At 52.3% G+C, this 16,768-nt stretch carries 12 protein-coding genes; 11 read left to right on the top strand and 1 reads right to left on the bottom strand.

Features of this window, described 5'->3' with window-relative positions; translation table 11 throughout:
- Positions 1–11 precede the first annotated feature (11 nt).
- The 8 genes from BQ5453_RS03670 to BQ5453_RS03635 all read left to right on the top strand — a co-directional run bounded on the left by BQ5453_RS03670 (position 12) and on the right by BQ5453_RS03635 (position 11,300).
- Positions 12–3,398: a glycoside hydrolase family 16 protein gene (locus BQ5453_RS03670; RefSeq protein WP_071122202.1), complete on the top strand. Its 3,387-nt coding sequence runs from the start codon at positions 12–14 to the stop codon at positions 3,396–3,398.
- Between the two features lie 525 nt (positions 3,399–3,923).
- A complete protein-coding gene (locus tag BQ5453_RS03665; protein WP_071122201.1) occupies positions 3,924–4,556 on the top strand; it encodes a YqiA/YcfP family alpha/beta fold hydrolase in 633 nt (210 codons plus the stop codon).
- Between the two features lie 343 nt (positions 4,557–4,899).
- A complete protein-coding gene (gene holB, locus BQ5453_RS03660; protein ID WP_071122200.1) occupies positions 4,900–6,030 on the top strand; it encodes a DNA polymerase III subunit delta' in 1,131 nt (376 codons plus the stop codon).
- A gap of 221 nt (positions 6,031–6,251) precedes the next feature.
- On the top strand, positions 6,252–7,673 hold the full coding sequence (locus BQ5453_RS03655; RefSeq protein ID WP_083361117.1) for a PSP1 domain-containing protein: 1,422 nt from the start codon (positions 6,252–6,254) through the stop codon (positions 7,671–7,673).
- Between the two features lie 36 nt (positions 7,674–7,709).
- Positions 7,710–8,249: a gliding motility lipoprotein GldH gene (locus tag BQ5453_RS03650; RefSeq protein ID WP_083361116.1), complete on the top strand. Its 540-nt coding sequence runs from the start codon at positions 7,710–7,712 to the stop codon at positions 8,247–8,249.
- 468 nt (positions 8,250–8,717) lie between these two features.
- The gene (locus BQ5453_RS03645; protein WP_071122199.1) at positions 8,718–9,356 is read left to right on the top strand and encodes a DedA family protein; all 639 of its coding nucleotides are present in this window, start codon (positions 8,718–8,720) and stop codon (positions 9,354–9,356) included.
- Between the two features lie 31 nt (positions 9,357–9,387).
- Positions 9,388–10,272 carry a DUF3316 domain-containing protein gene (locus BQ5453_RS03640; RefSeq protein ID WP_071122198.1) on the top strand — a complete coding sequence of 295 codons (885 nt, stop codon included), beginning with the start codon at positions 9,388–9,390 and terminating at the stop codon, positions 10,270–10,272.
- The gene (locus BQ5453_RS03635; RefSeq protein ID WP_071122197.1) at positions 10,269–11,300 is read left to right on the top strand and encodes a S41 family peptidase; all 1,032 of its coding nucleotides are present in this window, start codon (positions 10,269–10,271) and stop codon (positions 11,298–11,300) included. The genes BQ5453_RS03640 and BQ5453_RS03635 overlap by 4 nt, the downstream gene beginning before the upstream one ends.
- Before the next feature lie 490 nt (positions 11,301–11,790).
- On the opposite strand, the gene BQ5453_RS03630 is transcribed toward BQ5453_RS03635, so the two are convergent.
- On the bottom strand, positions 11,791–12,399 hold the full coding sequence (locus tag BQ5453_RS03630; protein WP_074027636.1) for a MarC family protein: 609 nt from the start codon (positions 12,397–12,399) through the stop codon (positions 11,791–11,793).
- Positions 12,400–12,630: 231 nt separating this feature from the next.
- On the opposite strand from BQ5453_RS03630, the gene BQ5453_RS03625 reads away from it, so the two are divergent.
- The 3 genes from BQ5453_RS03625 to aroC all read left to right on the top strand — a co-directional run bounded on the left by BQ5453_RS03625 (position 12,631) and on the right by aroC (position 16,513).
- Positions 12,631–14,505 carry a DNA polymerase III subunit gamma/tau gene (locus tag BQ5453_RS03625; protein WP_071122196.1) on the top strand — a complete coding sequence of 625 codons (1,875 nt, stop codon included), beginning with the start codon at positions 12,631–12,633 and terminating at the stop codon, positions 14,503–14,505.
- 88 nt (positions 14,506–14,593) lie between these two features.
- A complete protein-coding gene (locus BQ5453_RS03620) occupies positions 14,594–15,247 on the top strand; it encodes an FKBP-type peptidyl-prolyl cis-trans isomerase (protein ID WP_071122195.1) in 654 nt (217 codons plus the stop codon).
- Positions 15,248–15,436: 189 nt separating this feature from the next.
- Positions 15,437–16,513: a chorismate synthase gene (aroC, locus tag BQ5453_RS03615; RefSeq protein ID WP_071122194.1), complete on the top strand. Its 1,077-nt coding sequence runs from the start codon at positions 15,437–15,439 to the stop codon at positions 16,511–16,513.
- Positions 16,514–16,768: the final 255 nt, after the last annotated feature.

The following is a 16,768-nucleotide window of genomic DNA, read 5'->3' as shown; positions in this document are numbered from 1 at the left end:
CACTGATATATATGAAAGTGAAACACTATATAGCTCTGGCCGCACTGACTCTGCCTTTGGCCGCCAACGCACAGAGCATCAACTTTGAAACAGAAAACGAAGGCTACACCAAGCTGGGTGTGTTCGATACGTGGGAAAAATCTCCCTTCCGCACCGGTGCACTCGAAGGCAATGTAAAGGTTATAGCCAACCCTTATAAGGAAAAGGACGCCTTGGCCGGCGACACCAATATGTCTGACCACGTGCTGGCCTTCCAACGCTCACGCTGGGGCAGCAACACTTTCGGTGTGCGCGTCACACTGAAGGACACTATCAAACTGTCGCAAACGCCTCAATATGTGCACGTGAAGATGCGCAAGCCCAAAAGCGGCCGCGTAATGTGCTTTGCACTTGGCTCACGCCAGGACCGCCCTTGGCAGTCGAAGGAAGTGGTGCAGGTTGAAGCTACTTGCAAGAGCAAGGTGTACACCGACAAATGGTTCGATGCCGTGTTTGCCCTCACTGGCGCAAGCGGTGTGAATGTGCACAGTCTGGTGTTCGCTCCCGATGTAGAATCTACACACGACCTCAACGAGGACTTTGTGACTTATATCGATGACATCGAGGTTAATGGCTCGGCATTGACGCGCATCGAATACAACGTTTATCCTATAAACTTTGACAAGACTGCTACAAAGGAGAACAACAACCGTTACACCAGCGGCGCGACAATCACAAGTGCCGACGGCACACAGACCATCAGCACCAACCAGCAGAGCGACAAGCGTTTGTATCAAGACCGCCTGTCTCAGTCTATCAAGGCCAAAGCTGGCGAAAAGCTCTCAGCCTCTGTACAATATACGGGTGGCTGGATGAATGCCTACTTGTACCTTGACCGTAACAACGATGGTAAATTCAACACATCACTCAACGCTGACGGCACACCGGCCACCAGCAGCGATGTATTGAGCTACTCAAACTACAAGAACAAGAATAGCATTGGCGCTGGCACTGGCAATTGCAACACCACTGCATTGCCCGACTTTACCTTGCCCGCAGACCTCACACCGGGCTTCTACCGCTTGCGCTTCAAGGTAGACTGGGACGAAATTGACGCTGGTGGCAACACTACCGAAGCCAATAATATTAAACACAACAGCGGTGTGGTAATTGACACCCGTCTCAATGTGCATGGCGACAAGGTGAACATCTCACGTGGCCAGAGTGCCGCTGGTACAAATGGTGAGGTGCTGAAAGCCGATGGCTCTACACTCGATGGCACACAAATCGAGTTTGGCAAGGCATACACTATCAAGTTCAAGCCTGGTGACGGATTCAGACTGAGCCGCTTCACCATTCGCCACGGTTACAACCTGACTGGCGATTCATTGGTAAACGAGACACCGCAGTACATTGACGTGACCGTACCGGCTTACATGGTGAAGGACAACCTTTACACTATCCCGGCCGAATATGTGGACGGTGATGTGATGGTAACACCCGAATATGTGACCGATGATGCTGGTTCGAAGGGAGACTATGCGCTGAATTTCCCAAAGGATTTGAAAATAACACGTACTGACCGCGCATTAAACAGCCTGTCATTCAACACCACTACCCAATCTACAGCTCAAAAGTTAACACCGACAAGCAAGTTAGTTTACCAAGACTTCAGCAACAGATCTGTTTACGTTAAGGATGGTGACGTGATTACTACTAACGTCAACTACACGCCTAACAAAAATGCCTATATGCATGTCTACCTGTACGTGGACTTGGATAACAATGGCACATTCAGCACAGCTGTCAATGCCGATGGCACACCTGCTTGGAACGGCGAAATGCTCTCGTACTTGTACTACAACAACAAGAACAGCCGTGGCGAGAACGCAAACAACGATGCAAGGAATGGTCTGTTTAATGCAACCAACTCTATCCCGCAATTCTCGTTACCACAAGGTTTGCCCAAAGGCAAGTATCGTGCCCGCGTAAAGATTGACTGGGACGACATCGACCCCGCAGGACACTACAACAATGCCGATGGCAAGAACCAGATTAACGAGAACGGTGGTTACGTTGTAGACTTCAACTTTGAAGTTGTTGACGAATACCCCATGGCAAAGCTTGACGTCAGAACCACTAACGGTTCTATCGTTGGTGCCAACAACACTGGTCTGTCTGAATCTATCTTGAAGGGCCAGGAAATTGCAGTGCAAGCTGTTGGTCTTGACGAGAACTACTCAGCAACAAGCATTGTGGTGCGTCATGGTGAAAATCTTGACGGCGAACAGACGGTTGACGGCAAGAAGCAATGGAGCGAATACACCGCTACATTGGTTGACGGCAAATATACCGTACCCGCCGAAAACGTTGATGGCGACGTGCGCATCACAGCCAACTTCGAGGACAATGGTTCTGAGTACAAGCTCGTGTTCGGCGAGGAATTTGATGGTGAAAACGGTAGCCAGCCCGATTCTAAGTATTGGAGCCGTTCAAGCCGGGAAAATCCCACATGGAAGCGCTTCTGTGCACAAACCGAAGCCGGCCAGAAAGAAACTGGTTGGATTGAGGACGGCAAACTTGTATTGCGCTGCTTGAAGAATACGCACGACGGCGAAAAGGACGGCAATGGCAACAAACAGCAAATGATTAGCGGCTCCATTGAATCGTCTAACAAGGTTAAATTCACTTACGGCAAGGTTGAAGGCCGCCTTATGACCATTGGTCACGCTGGTAACTTCCCCGCTTTCTGGATGATGCCTAACAACTCTGTTTACGGTGGCTGGCCTTACAGCGGCGAGATTGACATTTGGGAACAGATTGACGCTCAAACTCAAACCCACCACACTATCCACACTAAGTGGGCTAACAGCACTAAGGATGGCGCAGAATGTATGGGACAAGGCAACAACCCTGCAAAGACCGGCAACTCAACCGCCACACTGGGCGAATACCACGTATTTGGCCTGGAATGGACTGAGGACTTGCTCACTTGGTATCTCGATGGCAAGCAGGTGTTCTCTTACGCCCGCAAGACTGACCTCACCGACGAAAACAAGATAAAAGCTCAATGGCCCTTTGACCAACCCTTCTACCTCATTCTCAACCAGAGCGTAGGTAATGGTGGTTGGGCTGCTGCGCCTGATTTGAACTTCACCTACGAAACCAAGTTTGACTGGGTGCGCGTTTACCAAACTGACAAGCATGCAACTGGCGCCAACTCTGCCACAAAGACCTCTGCTCTCGACTACTATGTAACTCCGGGCAACATTCGTTTGGTTGCAGCCCAGGCTACTAAGGTGCAAATCTTCGACCTCCAAGGCCGAGTGGTATTTGCCGATATGGTACAGGGCAACAAGGATTTGCATGTGAACAAGGGCATCTACCTTGTGAACGGCAGCAAGGTGTTGGTACCTTGATCGCACGAATATGAGCACTAAGAAGGAGTGAAATCCTACTTATTAGAATAATAATTAGTAATTTTGACGGAGCTACGGCATGGTGCTGTAGCTCCGTCTTATTTGTGGGGACAGATTGACTGCTTAAAAAACGCAAGCACTAATGGGGGCGACGCGTCCCGCGTCGGGATAGAGAACGGAGGGAAATACGAACTCTACTAAATAAAGCTGCATATTTTCCCGACGCGAGACGCGTCGCCCCTATTAGAGGTTGCGTTTGATGCTTGGGTCCCCCGGTGTTAGTGCAGTCGCGCCCTGTAAGGGCAAAAGCATTAAAACCTGTCATAAACGACGTGACCGTCACCGTATTTCATGTCTGCTTTTATGCCAATAATAGCTTCTGCTACCATACATAGTAAAAAAACTGGGCTTATTTTTTGAAATAAAAAGCGTGAAGTACTATTTATAGGGGGTAAGACGGGAAAAGCTGCGCTTCGGAGTCTTACCGGACAGTCATATTTGCTTTACAACTAAATTCACTACACAATGAAACTAATCTACTTTCACGGCTTTGCATCGTCAGGTGCCTCGGGCACCGTACAATTATTGCGCAAGATTTTTCCATCGGCTGAAATCATAGCGCCCGACATTCCCGTCGACCCCGAAGAGGCTCTCCCCTTTTTGCAAAACTTGGTGGAGACCGAACAGCCCGACCTTGTTATGGGCACGAGCATGGGCGGCATGTACGCCCAACAAATGCACGGGCACTTGCGCATTTGTGTCAACCCGGCCTTCCGCATGTCGACCATGAGCAAAGTGCTGCACACGGGTGAGCACAAGTGGCTGAACGGACGCAAGGACAGTGCCAAGACCTTCAAGGTGACGGCTGACATCATCAAGCACTTTAACCAAATGGAGCGCAAACAGTTTGAAGACATTACACCCGACGACCGCAAACTGTGCTACGGCCTTTTCGGCATCAACGACAAAACAGTAAACTCGGCCAATACATACGCTACATTTACCAAGTATTACGACCATGCAGAGCGCATTGAAGCCGAACACCAGCTTAACGAGAAAGTTGTGCACAAGTATGTGCTGCCACTTATGAAGCAACTGCTCGGTGCTAAATATGACGAAGCACTCAAGGAGCCGTTGCCTGATTATATGAAATACTGATGCTCGCTACGCAAGGCAATGTGCTAATGTGGCAATATGCTAATGTGGCAATGTGACGCTCGCTTTGCTCGCAAATGTGTTAATGGGCTGACGCCGTTGCGCTATCTATATAGCGCCTTGGGCGTCAACCCTTTTGTTTTTTTGCACGGCACATTAGCGAGCATAGCGAGCGCCACATTAGCGCATTAGCATATTGCCGCATTAGCATATTAGCACATTGCTGCCACATTAACGAGCATTGCGAGCAAATTAGCCCGCAAACGCTTTGCACATTCGGCGGCAAGTGGTAACTTTGTGCACATTGCATTAAATTGCACCAATTAAAAGCAATATAACACAGCCCATGCTATTCAGTGATGTAATAGGACAAGCCAACGTCAAGCGTCAACTCAAACAGATGCTTGACGAGAACCGCGTGCCTCATGCCATGCTATTTGCCGGCAACGAGGGCTGCGGCAAACTGCCCATGGCACTGGCTATGGCACAGCGACTGTTGTGCCAACACCCTACGGCGGAAGGCGAACCCTGCGGCCAATGCCAAGCCTGTCACATGGCAGCCAAACTGGCTCACCCCGACTTGCACTTTATATTTCCTACCATCAAGCCCACTGGCAAGGCTGGCACCGTGGTGAGCGACCAGTATCTGCCCGAATGGCGCAAGCAAATAGCTGAAACGCCTTACTTCAGCCGGCAAACGTGGCTCAAACGCATGGGGGTGGAGAAGCAGCAGTCACTCATCAATGTGGCCGAAGCCGACAACATCATTGGCAAACTGGCCAACGTGAGCAGCCAAGGGGGCTACCGCGTAGTAGTGATGTGGCTGGCCGAACAGATGAATGCCGAATGTGCCAACAAATTGCTCAAGGTGCTTGAAGAGCCTCCCTCGCAAACGGTGTTCATTCTAACGGCCGATCACCCCGAACTGCTGCTCACTACCATACTGAGCCGCACACAACGCATTGATTTTGCACCGCTTTCGGCCGACGACATAGCCAATGCGCTGCAACAGCATAATGGCTTGCAACCCGACGACGCACGCATGGTGGCACGCGCTGCCAACGGCAGTTTTGTGAACGCACTCGACCAGGTGACAATGAATGCCGACAAAGCGCAATTCTTCGACCTGTTTGTGCTGTTCATGCGCCTGTGCTATATGCGCAAAATTAAGGACTTGTATGAGTGGTCACAACAACTGGCCGGCTGGGGACGCGAAAAGCAAAAGGCTTTCCTTGACTATGCACAACGCTTGGTGCGCGAAAACTTTATATATAACTTTCATAATGCCGACCTCAACTACATGAACAAACAAGAGGCCGACTTTGCCGTTAACTTTGCACGTTTTATCAACGAACGCAACGTGATTGGCATCAGTGACGAAATAGCGGCAGCACAACGCGACATTGAGCAGAATGTGAACGCCAACATGGTGTTCTTCGACTTTTCGCTAAAAATGATCATGCTGCTGATTCAATAAGTAGGTGTTCAAAATTATTTTTACATTGAAAGTGCATTATCGGGGCGCAGATGTTTCCTTCGGGTGAGGGAGCATAGCGGGCTATGTGACCGAGGCCGAAGGAAACAGATGCGTCTCGAGAATGTGCTTTCAATGTGAAAATGACACCTATTGATTGTATAAAATAATTTTGAACACCTACTTAAAAACAGCGCTGTTTGTCTAAACCTTTCTATCATAAAATGACTCAAGATAACAACATACCCGCAAACACCACAGACGACGCACTGAACCAGGCAGACACTTGCCTGCACTGTTCGGGCGACGGCTGCACGGCTGGCTGCGAGGACAACTGCCACTGCAAAGGACGCGACTTTTGCAAATGGGGCGATAGCAACCTGCGCGGACTGCCGGCCAATGGCTGCGGACGCAGCGACCACCAACTCAACTCGTACGACTATCTGGCTGATGTGCCGGGGAATGTTGACACAACGGACTTTGTTGAGGTACAGTTCAAAAACACCCGCAAGGGCTTTTATCGCAACGACAACCACCTCGACCTGCAAAAGGGCGACATTGTGGCTGTTGAAGCGCAACCGGGCCACGACATCGGCGTGGTGTCGCTCACAGGCAAACTGGTGTTGCTGCAAATGCAGAAGGCTAACCTCAAGCCTAACTTCGAAATAAAGCGCATCTACCGCAAGGCACGCCCTGCCGACATGGAGAAGTATGAGGAGGCCAAGGCGCGCGAGCACGACACTATGATACGCTCGCGACAAATAGCCAAGGACCTGGAGCTGCAAATGAAAATTGGCGACGTGGAATATCAAGGCGATGGCAACAAGGCTATATTTTATTATATTGCCGATGCACGCGTTGACTTCAGGAAACTGATTAAAGTGCTGGCCGAGGCTTTCCGCGTGCGCATAGAAATGAAGCAGATTGGCGCACGACAAGAGGCCGGTCGCATTGGCGGTATCGGTCCGTGCGGACGTGAGTTGTGCTGCGCTACGTGGATGAAGAACTTTAGTTCGGTGAGCACTGCTGCGGCACGTTTTCAAGACATCACGCCCAATCCGCAGAAACTTGCGGGGCAGTGTGCCAAACTGAAATGCTGCCTCAACTACGAGGTGGACACCTACATGGAGGCGGCACGCAAACTGCCTGAACGCAATGCCACGCTCGAAACGCTGGACGGTACATTCTACTTCTTCAAAGCCGACATTCTGGCCGGCGAGGTGACCTATAGTTCCGACCGCCGACTGGCTGCCAACCTGGTGACCATCAGCGCCGAGCGCGCCAAAGAGGTGCTGGCTATGAACGCTGCGGGCGAGAAACCGGAGTCGCTGACGAACGAGGCATCTGCTGAGCCAAAACGCCCCGTCGACCTGGCTGAACAAGATGACCTTACACGCTTTGACAAGGCGCGACGCAACAAGGGCCGCAACAACCGACGCGACCGCCGCAACAACGAACGCAACAACAAGGAGCGCAACACTGCCGAGAACAAACAAGGCAACGAAGGCGAAGGCGGACAGCCGCCACGACGCGAACGACGCGACAACAACCGGCGACGCAATGACAACAACCGACGCGAACGACGCGACAACAACCGCAACAACAGACCGCAAGGCAACACTAAACCTGATATGCCCGAGGCATAAGCAGATGTTCGATATTAGTTGACACGAATTGGTGGCATGAATACATTGGCTAAATACATACTACACACACCGAACGCACTGTGCAAACCGCTTTGCATGGCTGCGTTGCTTTGTGGGTTGAGTGCCCTGGCCGGCATCATGACGGGTTGTGAAGACAAGCCTTTGGCATTTAACTACTGCTCTACCCCGGTGGAGGGCTGGGAACCCGGCGACACGCTGAAATTTCACGTTGACACGGTAAAGACTGCCGGCACATACCGCATCGACCTCGGGGTGCGCACGTCGTCGTCAACGCCCTACCCCTTTCAGTCGCTGTGGCTGGTGGTTCGCCAGCATTGGCACAACCCCAACCGCGAATTGTGTGACACGGTGATGTTCAAACTCACCAACCAACGCGGCGACCCCAACGGGCACGGCGTGACCATCTACCAATACGACATGCCTTGGCAACAACAGCAAATCGCTGCCGGCGCCAGTGCCGACATCAGCATCAGCCACATCATGCGCCGCGAAATACTGCCCGGCATTGCCGATGTGGGCATCAGAGTGCAGAAGGTTACTGCTGCCAATCCATAGCACGCCCGTTGGCAGAATGCTTGGTTTATGGGTTAACAGGTTAATGGGTAACGGGTTGACAAGTAAGTATGCCTTACGCTACTTATTATGTCACCCAAGTTTCGGATTTTAGACGAGTACGGTCTGAAAACGCTACCTCTAATGGGGGCGACGCGTCTCGCGTCGGAAAAATATGCAGCTATTATTAGCAGTAGTAGCGCTCGTATTTAACTCCTATCTCTATCCCGACGCGGGACGCGTCGCCCCCATTAGAGCTAGCGTTTGATGGTTGCGTTTGGTGGTAGCGCTTAGTGCTTGCGTTTGGTGGTAGCGTCTTTCAGCCCGTGCAAACCTAAAGCCGAAACTCGAGACAGGTTAAAGTCAGATAGTCAGAAACTTAAAATATCGGGCAAACTTACCCGTTAACTTCTCACCCTGGCAACTATCCACTTATATTTACTCACACTTAATTACTGATATAAGACACACATGCAATTCCTTATTGACTTTGTACTGAACAACCTCAACTACTGGTGGGTGTTTGTGTTCATGGCTATCGAGAGTTCGTTCATACCATTTCCCTCCGAGGTGGTAGTGCCCCCCGCGGCATTCCTTGCCATGATGGACGACAGCCACCTCAACATCATAATGGTGATAGTGATAGCCACGCTGGGTGCCGATGTGGGTGCCCTTGTCAACTATTATCTGGCCAAGTGGTTAGGACGCCCCATAGTGTACCGCTTTGCCGACAGCCGCCTGGGCCACATGTGCCTTATCGACCGCGCCAAGGTGGAACATGCCGAGGCTTTCTTCCGCGAGCACGGCGCCACGTCCACCTTCTTTGGCCGCCTGGTGCCCGCCGTTCGACAGCTTATCAGCATTCCGGCCGGTTTGGCTGGCATGAATGTGTGGCGCTTTCTGCTCTTCACCACTCTGGGCGCTGGCGTGTGGAACTCCGTACTGGCCTCGCTGGGCTACATCATTCACACTCAAACCGACCTTAAAACGACCAAGGACGTGGCCGAACTTGCTTCACGCTACAGTCACGAAATTGGCTATGTCATATTGGCCTGTGCCGTAGTGGTGGTGGCATTCCTCGCCTACAAGGGACTTAAAAAGAGCAAGTAACCCCCACCCCCTTTCTTTCATATACCATACAATGCTCACACGCATAGTTTACACTTGGCTTTGCGCCTTGGCCATCACCATGATGGCCGGGGCGCAAAGTCGTGCTTTGGCAGCAGTGCCGGCACGCCCTCACAATGCCCCAACCAACCGTTGCGACACGTGCGCTACCAGCACACTGCACACTCCCGACATACCGCACACCACCGAACGACAATGGTTGTGGGGAGCAGGCAGCGCCAGTTTGCTCGACACCTACCTGTCGCCACTCACCTATCACGGCACCAACCTCGTCGTGCTCAACCGCACCGAACGATTGGCGCACTGGGGGCGCGGCCATGTTACAGTGGCTGGGCTATACAGCGTGCATGGCGCTTATGCCCAATCGCCCACCGACGATGGCAAATACCTTGACACCGAATTTACCGCCAGCGGCGGCTGGCACTACAACTGGCGCCCAACCCGCCACTGGCGTTTGGCTGCCGGCGGACTACTCGAGGGCTCGGGCGGCTTTACTTACAACACGCGCAATGGCAACAATCCCGCACAAGGGCGCCTGGGCCTGGCGCTCTGTGCCTCGGGACTGGCCGAATATCACTTTGCGCTTTTCAAGAAACCTACCTTGGCGCGTGTGCAGGTTGATGCCCAAATGATGGGGGTGCAATTCGCCCCCGAATATGGGCAGTCGTATTACGAAATATTTTCGCTTGGCCACTCGTCGGGCATCATACACTTTACTCACCCCGGCAACTGCCCTACGGCAAGGCTGCTGTCTGAGGTGGTGCTTCCCGTCAAAAGGGCCCGCATCACGTTAGGCTATTTGGCCGATGTACGCCAAAGCAAATTAGGCGGACTCAAGCGACACGCCTGGCGCCATACATTCATGATAGGTTACACACGCAAACTGGTACGGCTATGACAAAAGTATATAAGTTTCTGCGCCTCATCACATACGCCACGCTGATGGTTTGCACCTGCCTGCTGACCTCATGCGTAACCGAAAGTGTGCCCGACAACAACAAGCGGGGCAATTTTGAGGCACTGTGGCAAACACTCAACACGCGCTACTGCTTTTTCGACTATAAAAAGGAGGCTTATGGTCTGGACTGGGACAATGTGCACAGCCGCTATGCTGCCATGATAAACGAGCAGATGACTGACAAACAACTGTTTGAAGTGCTCTCCAACATGACCTGCGAATTGCGCGACGGCCACGTCAATTTGTCGGCCGCCCACAATGTGAGCCGCTATGGGCGGTGGTTTGACGATTACCCCATGAACCAAAGCGACTCGCTTGAGCGCCGCTACCTTGGCCGCAGCGACGAGTACCAACAAACCAGCGGACTGAAATACCGCATTCTGCCCGACAATGTGGGCTACATACGCTGCGCCTCCTTCGACTACGCCTTTGGCAGCGGCAACTTGCACGAAATAATGAGCTACCTCAGCACCTGCACCATGCTGATTGTTGACGTGCGCAGCAATGGTGGCGGTATGCTCACCTCTGCCGAAAAGCTGGCCTCACTCTTCATCAACGACGAAATTATTGGGGGCTATATGTGTCACAAAACGGGCTCCGCCCACAACGCTTTCTCCACCCCCGAGGCCATACGCATCAAGCCATTTGAGGGGCTGCGCTGGCAGCGCAAGGTGGCTGTGCTCACCAATCGCCGCACCTACAGTGCCGCCAACAGCTTTGTCATGTTTCTTAAAGGGCTGCCCAACGTCACCATCGTGGGCGACCGCACTGGCGGTGGTGCGGGCATGCCGTTCAATGCCGAACTGCCCAACGGTTGGGGCATACGTTTCTCGGCCTGCCCCATGTACGACCGCCAGATGCAACTGACCGAAATGGGTATCGACCCCGACATGAAGGTCGACATAACCGACGAGGATTACCAGCGCGGGGTGGATACAATAATTGAAACGGCCAAGAAGGTTGAATAACATAAGGTTTACGCGTTGGCGGAATTAGTAAACAAGTTGACAAGTTAACGGGTTAACAGGTAAAGCACTAAACGCTACTACAAGACGCAAGCACTAATGGGGGCGACGCGTCCCATTAGAGGTAGCGTTTAATGGTCGCGTTTAATGGTAGAGTTTGGTGCTTGCGCTTGTTCGCACGCTATCGTTTTCCCAAATGCAAATTATGTTTTTGAGAACCACATTTACACAGAGTATTTGTCTGAACACGTCTTTTTACAATCAGAACAGAATTTCGAGTGCATTTTGACTATTTATATAAGACCATTGCAAACACAGTCAAAGGGAATGCCTTGATTTTCAGAAATCAAGGCATTCCCTTTGATTTTAGCCCCATAACGCTTCATACAAAGCATGGCTATTCTATTGGAGGGTTCTCTTAACCATCATTCAATTCGTTAAAGCTTCCCCACCTCAGAAATGGCAACGAACGACATTTCGTCTGCACACTCTGCTACCCCAAATTCTGCATCAGGGTGCTCAGGTTTGCGGTAAACAAACGTACCGATATGGCCAGCAGAATGATGCCGAAGAATTTGCGCAACAGGTAGATGGCTGCGGGCGATATGATGCGCTCCACCTTCTCGGTAGCTTTCAACACGATAAATACAAAAATCATGTTGAGCAACAAACCTATCAATATGTTGACGGTGGCATACTCTGCACGCAGCGACAACAGTGTTGTAAACGAACCCGCACCTGCCAACAGGGGGAACACCACCGGTATGAGCGTGGCCGACTTGATAGGGCCCATATTCTTAAATATCACCACATCAAGTATCATCTCAAGCGACATGAGAAATATGACCAACGAACCTGCCACGGCAAATGAGGCAATATCTACGTTGAACAGTCGCAGCATGGCATCACCGGCAAAAAAGAAGCCAAGCAACAAGCCAAGAGAGATGAGCGTAGCCTTCCAAGCATTGACAGGGCGCCCCTGCTGCTTAAGGGTGATAAACACAGGGGTCGACCCCAATACATCGATGACGGCAAACAATACGATAAAAGCACTTGCTATCTGCTGCACGTCTAATCGCGAAAAGATGTAAGAGAATGACATTTTGCTATAATGGTTTACTATTATTAGAGCCACCCTTAAGCCCCATGGCAGGACCGAAAATACCCGGCCGGCAACGCCTCGCACCGCCAGTCCGCCAATCAAGTATGCCAACGGGGCTGGGTTAATTGACGGCACAAAGGTACTGCCTTTTTTTCAACTTAGCAATTTGCCGTCGCACACATATCAAAAAAAAACACTACCTTTGTGCAACTTAGTCATCCGTATCGCAACATGAGCAACTATATCGTATCTGCACGAAAATACCGGCCCGCCACCTTCGACAGCGTGGTTGGCCAGCACGCACTTACCACTACACTCAAAAACGCCATATCGCAAGGCAAATTGGCACACGCCTACCTGTTTTGCGGGCCAAGGGGTGTGGGCAAAACCACCTGTGCGCGTATTTTTGCAAAAACCATCAACTGCCTCTCGCCCACTCCCAACGGCGAAGCTTGCAACGAATGCGAAAGTTGCAAAGCCTTCAACGAGCAACGTTCATACAACATACACGAGCTTGATGCCGCATCTAACAATGGTGTCGATGACATTCGCGGATTGATTGAACAAGTGCAAATTCCCCCACAGATAGGACGCTACAAGGTGTTTATCATCGACGAGGTGCACATGCTCTCGCAGGCTGCATTCAATGCCTTTCTCAAAACGCTTGAAGAGCCGCCCGCACACGCCATATTTGTGCTTGCCACTACCGAAAAGCACAAAATCATGCCCACCATATTGAGCCGCTGCCAGATATACGACTTTGCACGCATCACCGTGGCCGACACCATCAAGCACCTCGAATATGTGGCTGGCAAGGAGGGCATCACCTACGAGCCCGAAGCACTGCACGTCATTGCCGAAAAGGCCGATGGCGGCATGCGCGATGCGCTCTCCATATTCGACCAGGTGACAAGCTACTGCGAGGGGAACATCACCTACCAAAAGGTGATCGAAGACCTCAACGTGCTCGACTACGACGAATACTTTGGCATGACCGACACGCTCATCAAAGGCGACATTCCCACGGCCATGACAAAGCTCAACAACATACTCAACCGAGGGTTCGAGGCCAACTACTTCATTGGCGGATTGGCCACCCACTTCCGCAACCTGCTCATGAGCCGCGACGAGCAGACGCTCCCCTTGCTCGATGTGAGCGAGCGTGTGCGCCAAAACTACCACGAGCAAGCCAAGCGCTGCGAGCCTAAACTGCTCTACCGCGCCCTCAAGCTGTGCAACGACTGCGACAGGCATTACAGCACAGCCCGCAACAAGCGCCTGCTGGTAGAGCTCACGCTGATAGAGGTGGCACAAGCAGCCGTGGGCGATGACGACACGGGGTGTGGGCGTCGCCCTACACGACGACTTAAACCCATATTCAAGCATGCAGCCGCTGGCTCAGCCGTAGCTGCGCGCCCCATCTCCACCACCACGCCCCAAGTGGCTGCCGCACGCCCTGCCGCCAACGGTACCACCCCTCACACTGCCACCGCACAACCTGCCGCGCAAACACCGGCTGCAGCAAGCCCTGCCAATACCCCCAGCGGCATATTGGCCACACAAAGCACCTACCAGCAACTCGTTGCCGCGTCCAATAACAGCGGCAAGCGCATCACACACAATGTCAAAGTGCTGTCCATACGCGAGGAGCTGCAAAAGCAGAACAACACGGGCAAAGCGCCAGCAGCCACCAGAGCCACACAGGCCACCACCGCGCAACAGCCGGCCGAAAAGCTTAATACGCCTTTCAACGACGACCGCCTGACCTACTACTGGTTTCGCTACGCACAGCAGCTGCCCAAGGAGAAGGCTGCCACCGCCGGCCGCATGAAAAGCATGCCGCTCAAACTCGACACCGAAACCTGGAGCGTTAAGGCGGTGGTCGAAAACGAACTGGTAGAGGCCACCATGCGCCAAGAGCAAATATCGCTGATGAACTATCTGCGTACACAACTGCGCAACGACTACATCACGCTGCACTTTGAAATAGCACCCAACAACATGCCGCGCCGCGCCACAAGCCGTCTTGAGCGCTACAAGTCGATGTTGCAACGCTATCCCGCACTCGAAATGCTGCGCAAGGAGTTCGACCTCGAACTGGCATAAGCACAAGCATCATCTTATTATCAATAAAAGGGCTAACGCCCCATAACATTGCGTACTTGCCACGGGCCAGACGCACCAACTATTATTTATGGAACAACAGACACCGAACAAGTATGTAACAGTAGCATACGAACTGTACACCGACAACGACAAAGGCATTCACGAATTGGTTGAGAAGGCTCCCATCGAGCACCCCTTCCAGTTTATCTCGGGCCTTGGCATTGCACTCGACTCTTTTGAAAACAAGATACTGGCCCTAACCGAAGGCGAAGCTTTCGACTTTGTGCTGAAAGTTGACGAGGCTTATGGCCCCTACGAGCAGGACCACGTCATCGAATTGCCCAAGGAGACATTTGCCATCAACGGCCGCTTCGACAAAGACATGGTTTACCCCGGCGCCGTACTGCCCCTGGTTAATGCCGACGGCATGCGCTTTCAGGGACTTGTGCTCGAGCTCAAAGACAACACCGTCATCATCGACCTCAACCACCCGCTCGCCGGCAAGGACCTCCACTTCAAGGGCCAGGTTGTAACCATGCGCGATGCCACTAACGAGGAAATTCAAGCGCTCATCAACCACGAAGGCTGCAACTGCGGCGGCGACTGCGAAGGCGGTTGTGAAGGCGGTTGCGGTGGCCATCACCACGAACACGGCGAAGGCTGCTGCGGCAAGCACGAGCATGGCGAAGGCGAATGCTGCGGCAAGCACGAACACGGCGAAGGTTGCGGTTGCCACAAGTAAATAGGTGTTCGAAAATACCTGCTTAGCAACATGACAGGATAACGGGTTAACAAGTTGATATGTTTTGTACCTCACACAGGGCTGGTAACGACTGTTTGACACAGCGAAGCCTAACCAAGTGAGCCAAACAACTTGTTAACCCGTTACACCATAACCCATTAACCCACTAACCCTTTTCCCCCCTACTACATGAACACTTTTGGCCAAATATTCCGCCTCACAACCTTTGGCGAGAGCCACGGGCCCGGCATAGGCGGCGTCATCGACGGCATGCCAGCCGGCATAAAGGTTGACATGGACTTTTTACAACACGAACTCGACCGCCGCAAACCCGGTCAGAGCAAACTCACCACCGACCGCAAGGAGGGCGACAAAGTCGAAATCCTTTCGGGCGTGTTTGAGGGCACAACCACCGGTTGCCCCATAGGTTTTTTGGTACGCAACGAAAATCAGCATTCGTCCGACTACGACAACATGCGCCGAGTGTTCCGTCCCTCACATGCCGACTTCACCTATCAAACCAAGTACGGCATACGCGACCACCGCGGCGGCGGACGCACCTCGGCACGCGAAACCATAGCCCGCGTGGTAGGCGGAGCCTTTGCCAAGATGGTGCTGCGCCAAAAGGGCATACGCATCACAGCCTACACCTCACAAGTAGGTTCCATCGCACTGAGCGGCAGTTACAAGGATTACGACTTTGCCGAAATTGAGCGCAACCCCGTGCGCTGCCCCGACCCTGCTGCAGCCCGACAAATGGCCGAGCTCATCAGCACCGTCAAGGCCGAGGGCGACACCATTGGCGGCATCATCACTGGTGTTATCGAAGGCTGCCCCGTAGGACTTGGCGAACCAGCCTTCGGCAAGTTGCATGCACAGCTTGGAGCCGCCATGCTTGGCATCAATGCCGTCAAGGGTTTTGAATATGGCGAGGGCTTTGCCGGAGTCAGCGCACGCGGCAGTGAGCAAAACGACGTGTTTGTGCCCGACGGCCACGGCGGCATCACCACCCGCACCAACCACAGCGGCGGCATTCAGGGCGGACTGAGCAACGGGCAGGACATCTACTTCCGTGTAGCCTTCAAACCCGTGGCCACCCTGTTGCGCGAGCAGCAAACGGTCGACATCAACGGACAGCCCACTACCCTCAAGGCCCGTGGCCGCCACGACCCCTGTGTATTACCCCGCGCCGTGCCCATTGTCGAGGCCATGGCGGCCATGGTTATTCTCGATAATATTATGCTGAACAGCACGTCAAAATGTTAAAAACAAAGGTTTTGTAAAGTTTTCTTTGCAAAACCTTTGTTTGTTAATAACATTGTTATATATTTGCATTATCAAGTTGTCGTGATGATAACGCTTTCAAATAGTTTAGTTAAGTCTAGTTTAGTTTTTGTGTTGGTTAATGGAGGCTCGTGGAGACGCAGCCTCCATTAATTCTTTTTGGGCTGCCCGGTAAAACGTAAATATGTGAACGGACGCAAGCACCAAATGCAAGCACCCAATGCTACCTCTAAACGC

This window comes from Prevotellamassilia timonensis, from assembly GCF_900106785.1.
In the GTDB taxonomy this organism is placed as follows: domain Bacteria; phylum Bacteroidota; class Bacteroidia; order Bacteroidales; family Bacteroidaceae; genus Alloprevotella; species Alloprevotella timonensis.
This window is presented reverse-complemented; position numbering and strand designations above follow the sequence as displayed.

What these genes read in the sequence shown, in the direction of transcription:
- aroC (WP_071122194.1), top strand. Translation starts at nt 15,437, where the DNA reads ATGAACACTTTTGGCCAAATATTCCGCCTCACAACCTTTGGCGAGAGC.
- BQ5453_RS03640 (WP_071122198.1), top strand. Translation starts at nt 9,388, where the DNA reads ATGCTCACACGCATAGTTTACACTTGGCTTTGCGCCTTGGCCATCACC.
- BQ5453_RS03620 (WP_071122195.1), top strand. Translation starts at nt 14,594, where the DNA reads ATGGAACAACAGACACCGAACAAGTATGTAACAGTAGCATACGAACTG.
- BQ5453_RS03645 (WP_071122199.1), top strand. Translation starts at nt 8,718, where the DNA reads ATGCAATTCCTTATTGACTTTGTACTGAACAACCTCAACTACTGGTGG.
- BQ5453_RS03665 (WP_071122201.1), top strand. Translation starts at nt 3,924, where the DNA reads ATGAAACTAATCTACTTTCACGGCTTTGCATCGTCAGGTGCCTCGGGC.
- holB (WP_071122200.1), top strand. Translation starts at nt 4,900, where the DNA reads ATGCTATTCAGTGATGTAATAGGACAAGCCAACGTCAAGCGTCAACTC.
- BQ5453_RS03625 (WP_071122196.1), top strand. Translation starts at nt 12,631, where the DNA reads ATGAGCAACTATATCGTATCTGCACGAAAATACCGGCCCGCCACCTTC.
- BQ5453_RS03630 (WP_074027636.1), bottom strand. Translation starts at nt 12,399, where the DNA reads ATGTCATTCTCTTACATCTTTTCGCGATTAGACGTGCAGCAGATAGCA.
- BQ5453_RS03670 (WP_071122202.1), top strand. Translation starts at nt 12, where the DNA reads ATGAAAGTGAAACACTATATAGCTCTGGCCGCACTGACTCTGCCTTTG.
- BQ5453_RS03650 (WP_083361116.1), top strand. Translation starts at nt 7,710, where the DNA reads ATGAATACATTGGCTAAATACATACTACACACACCGAACGCACTGTGC.
- BQ5453_RS03655 (WP_083361117.1), top strand. Translation starts at nt 6,252, where the DNA reads ATGACTCAAGATAACAACATACCCGCAAACACCACAGACGACGCACTG.
- BQ5453_RS03635 (WP_071122197.1), top strand. Translation starts at nt 10,269, where the DNA reads ATGACAAAAGTATATAAGTTTCTGCGCCTCATCACATACGCCACGCTG.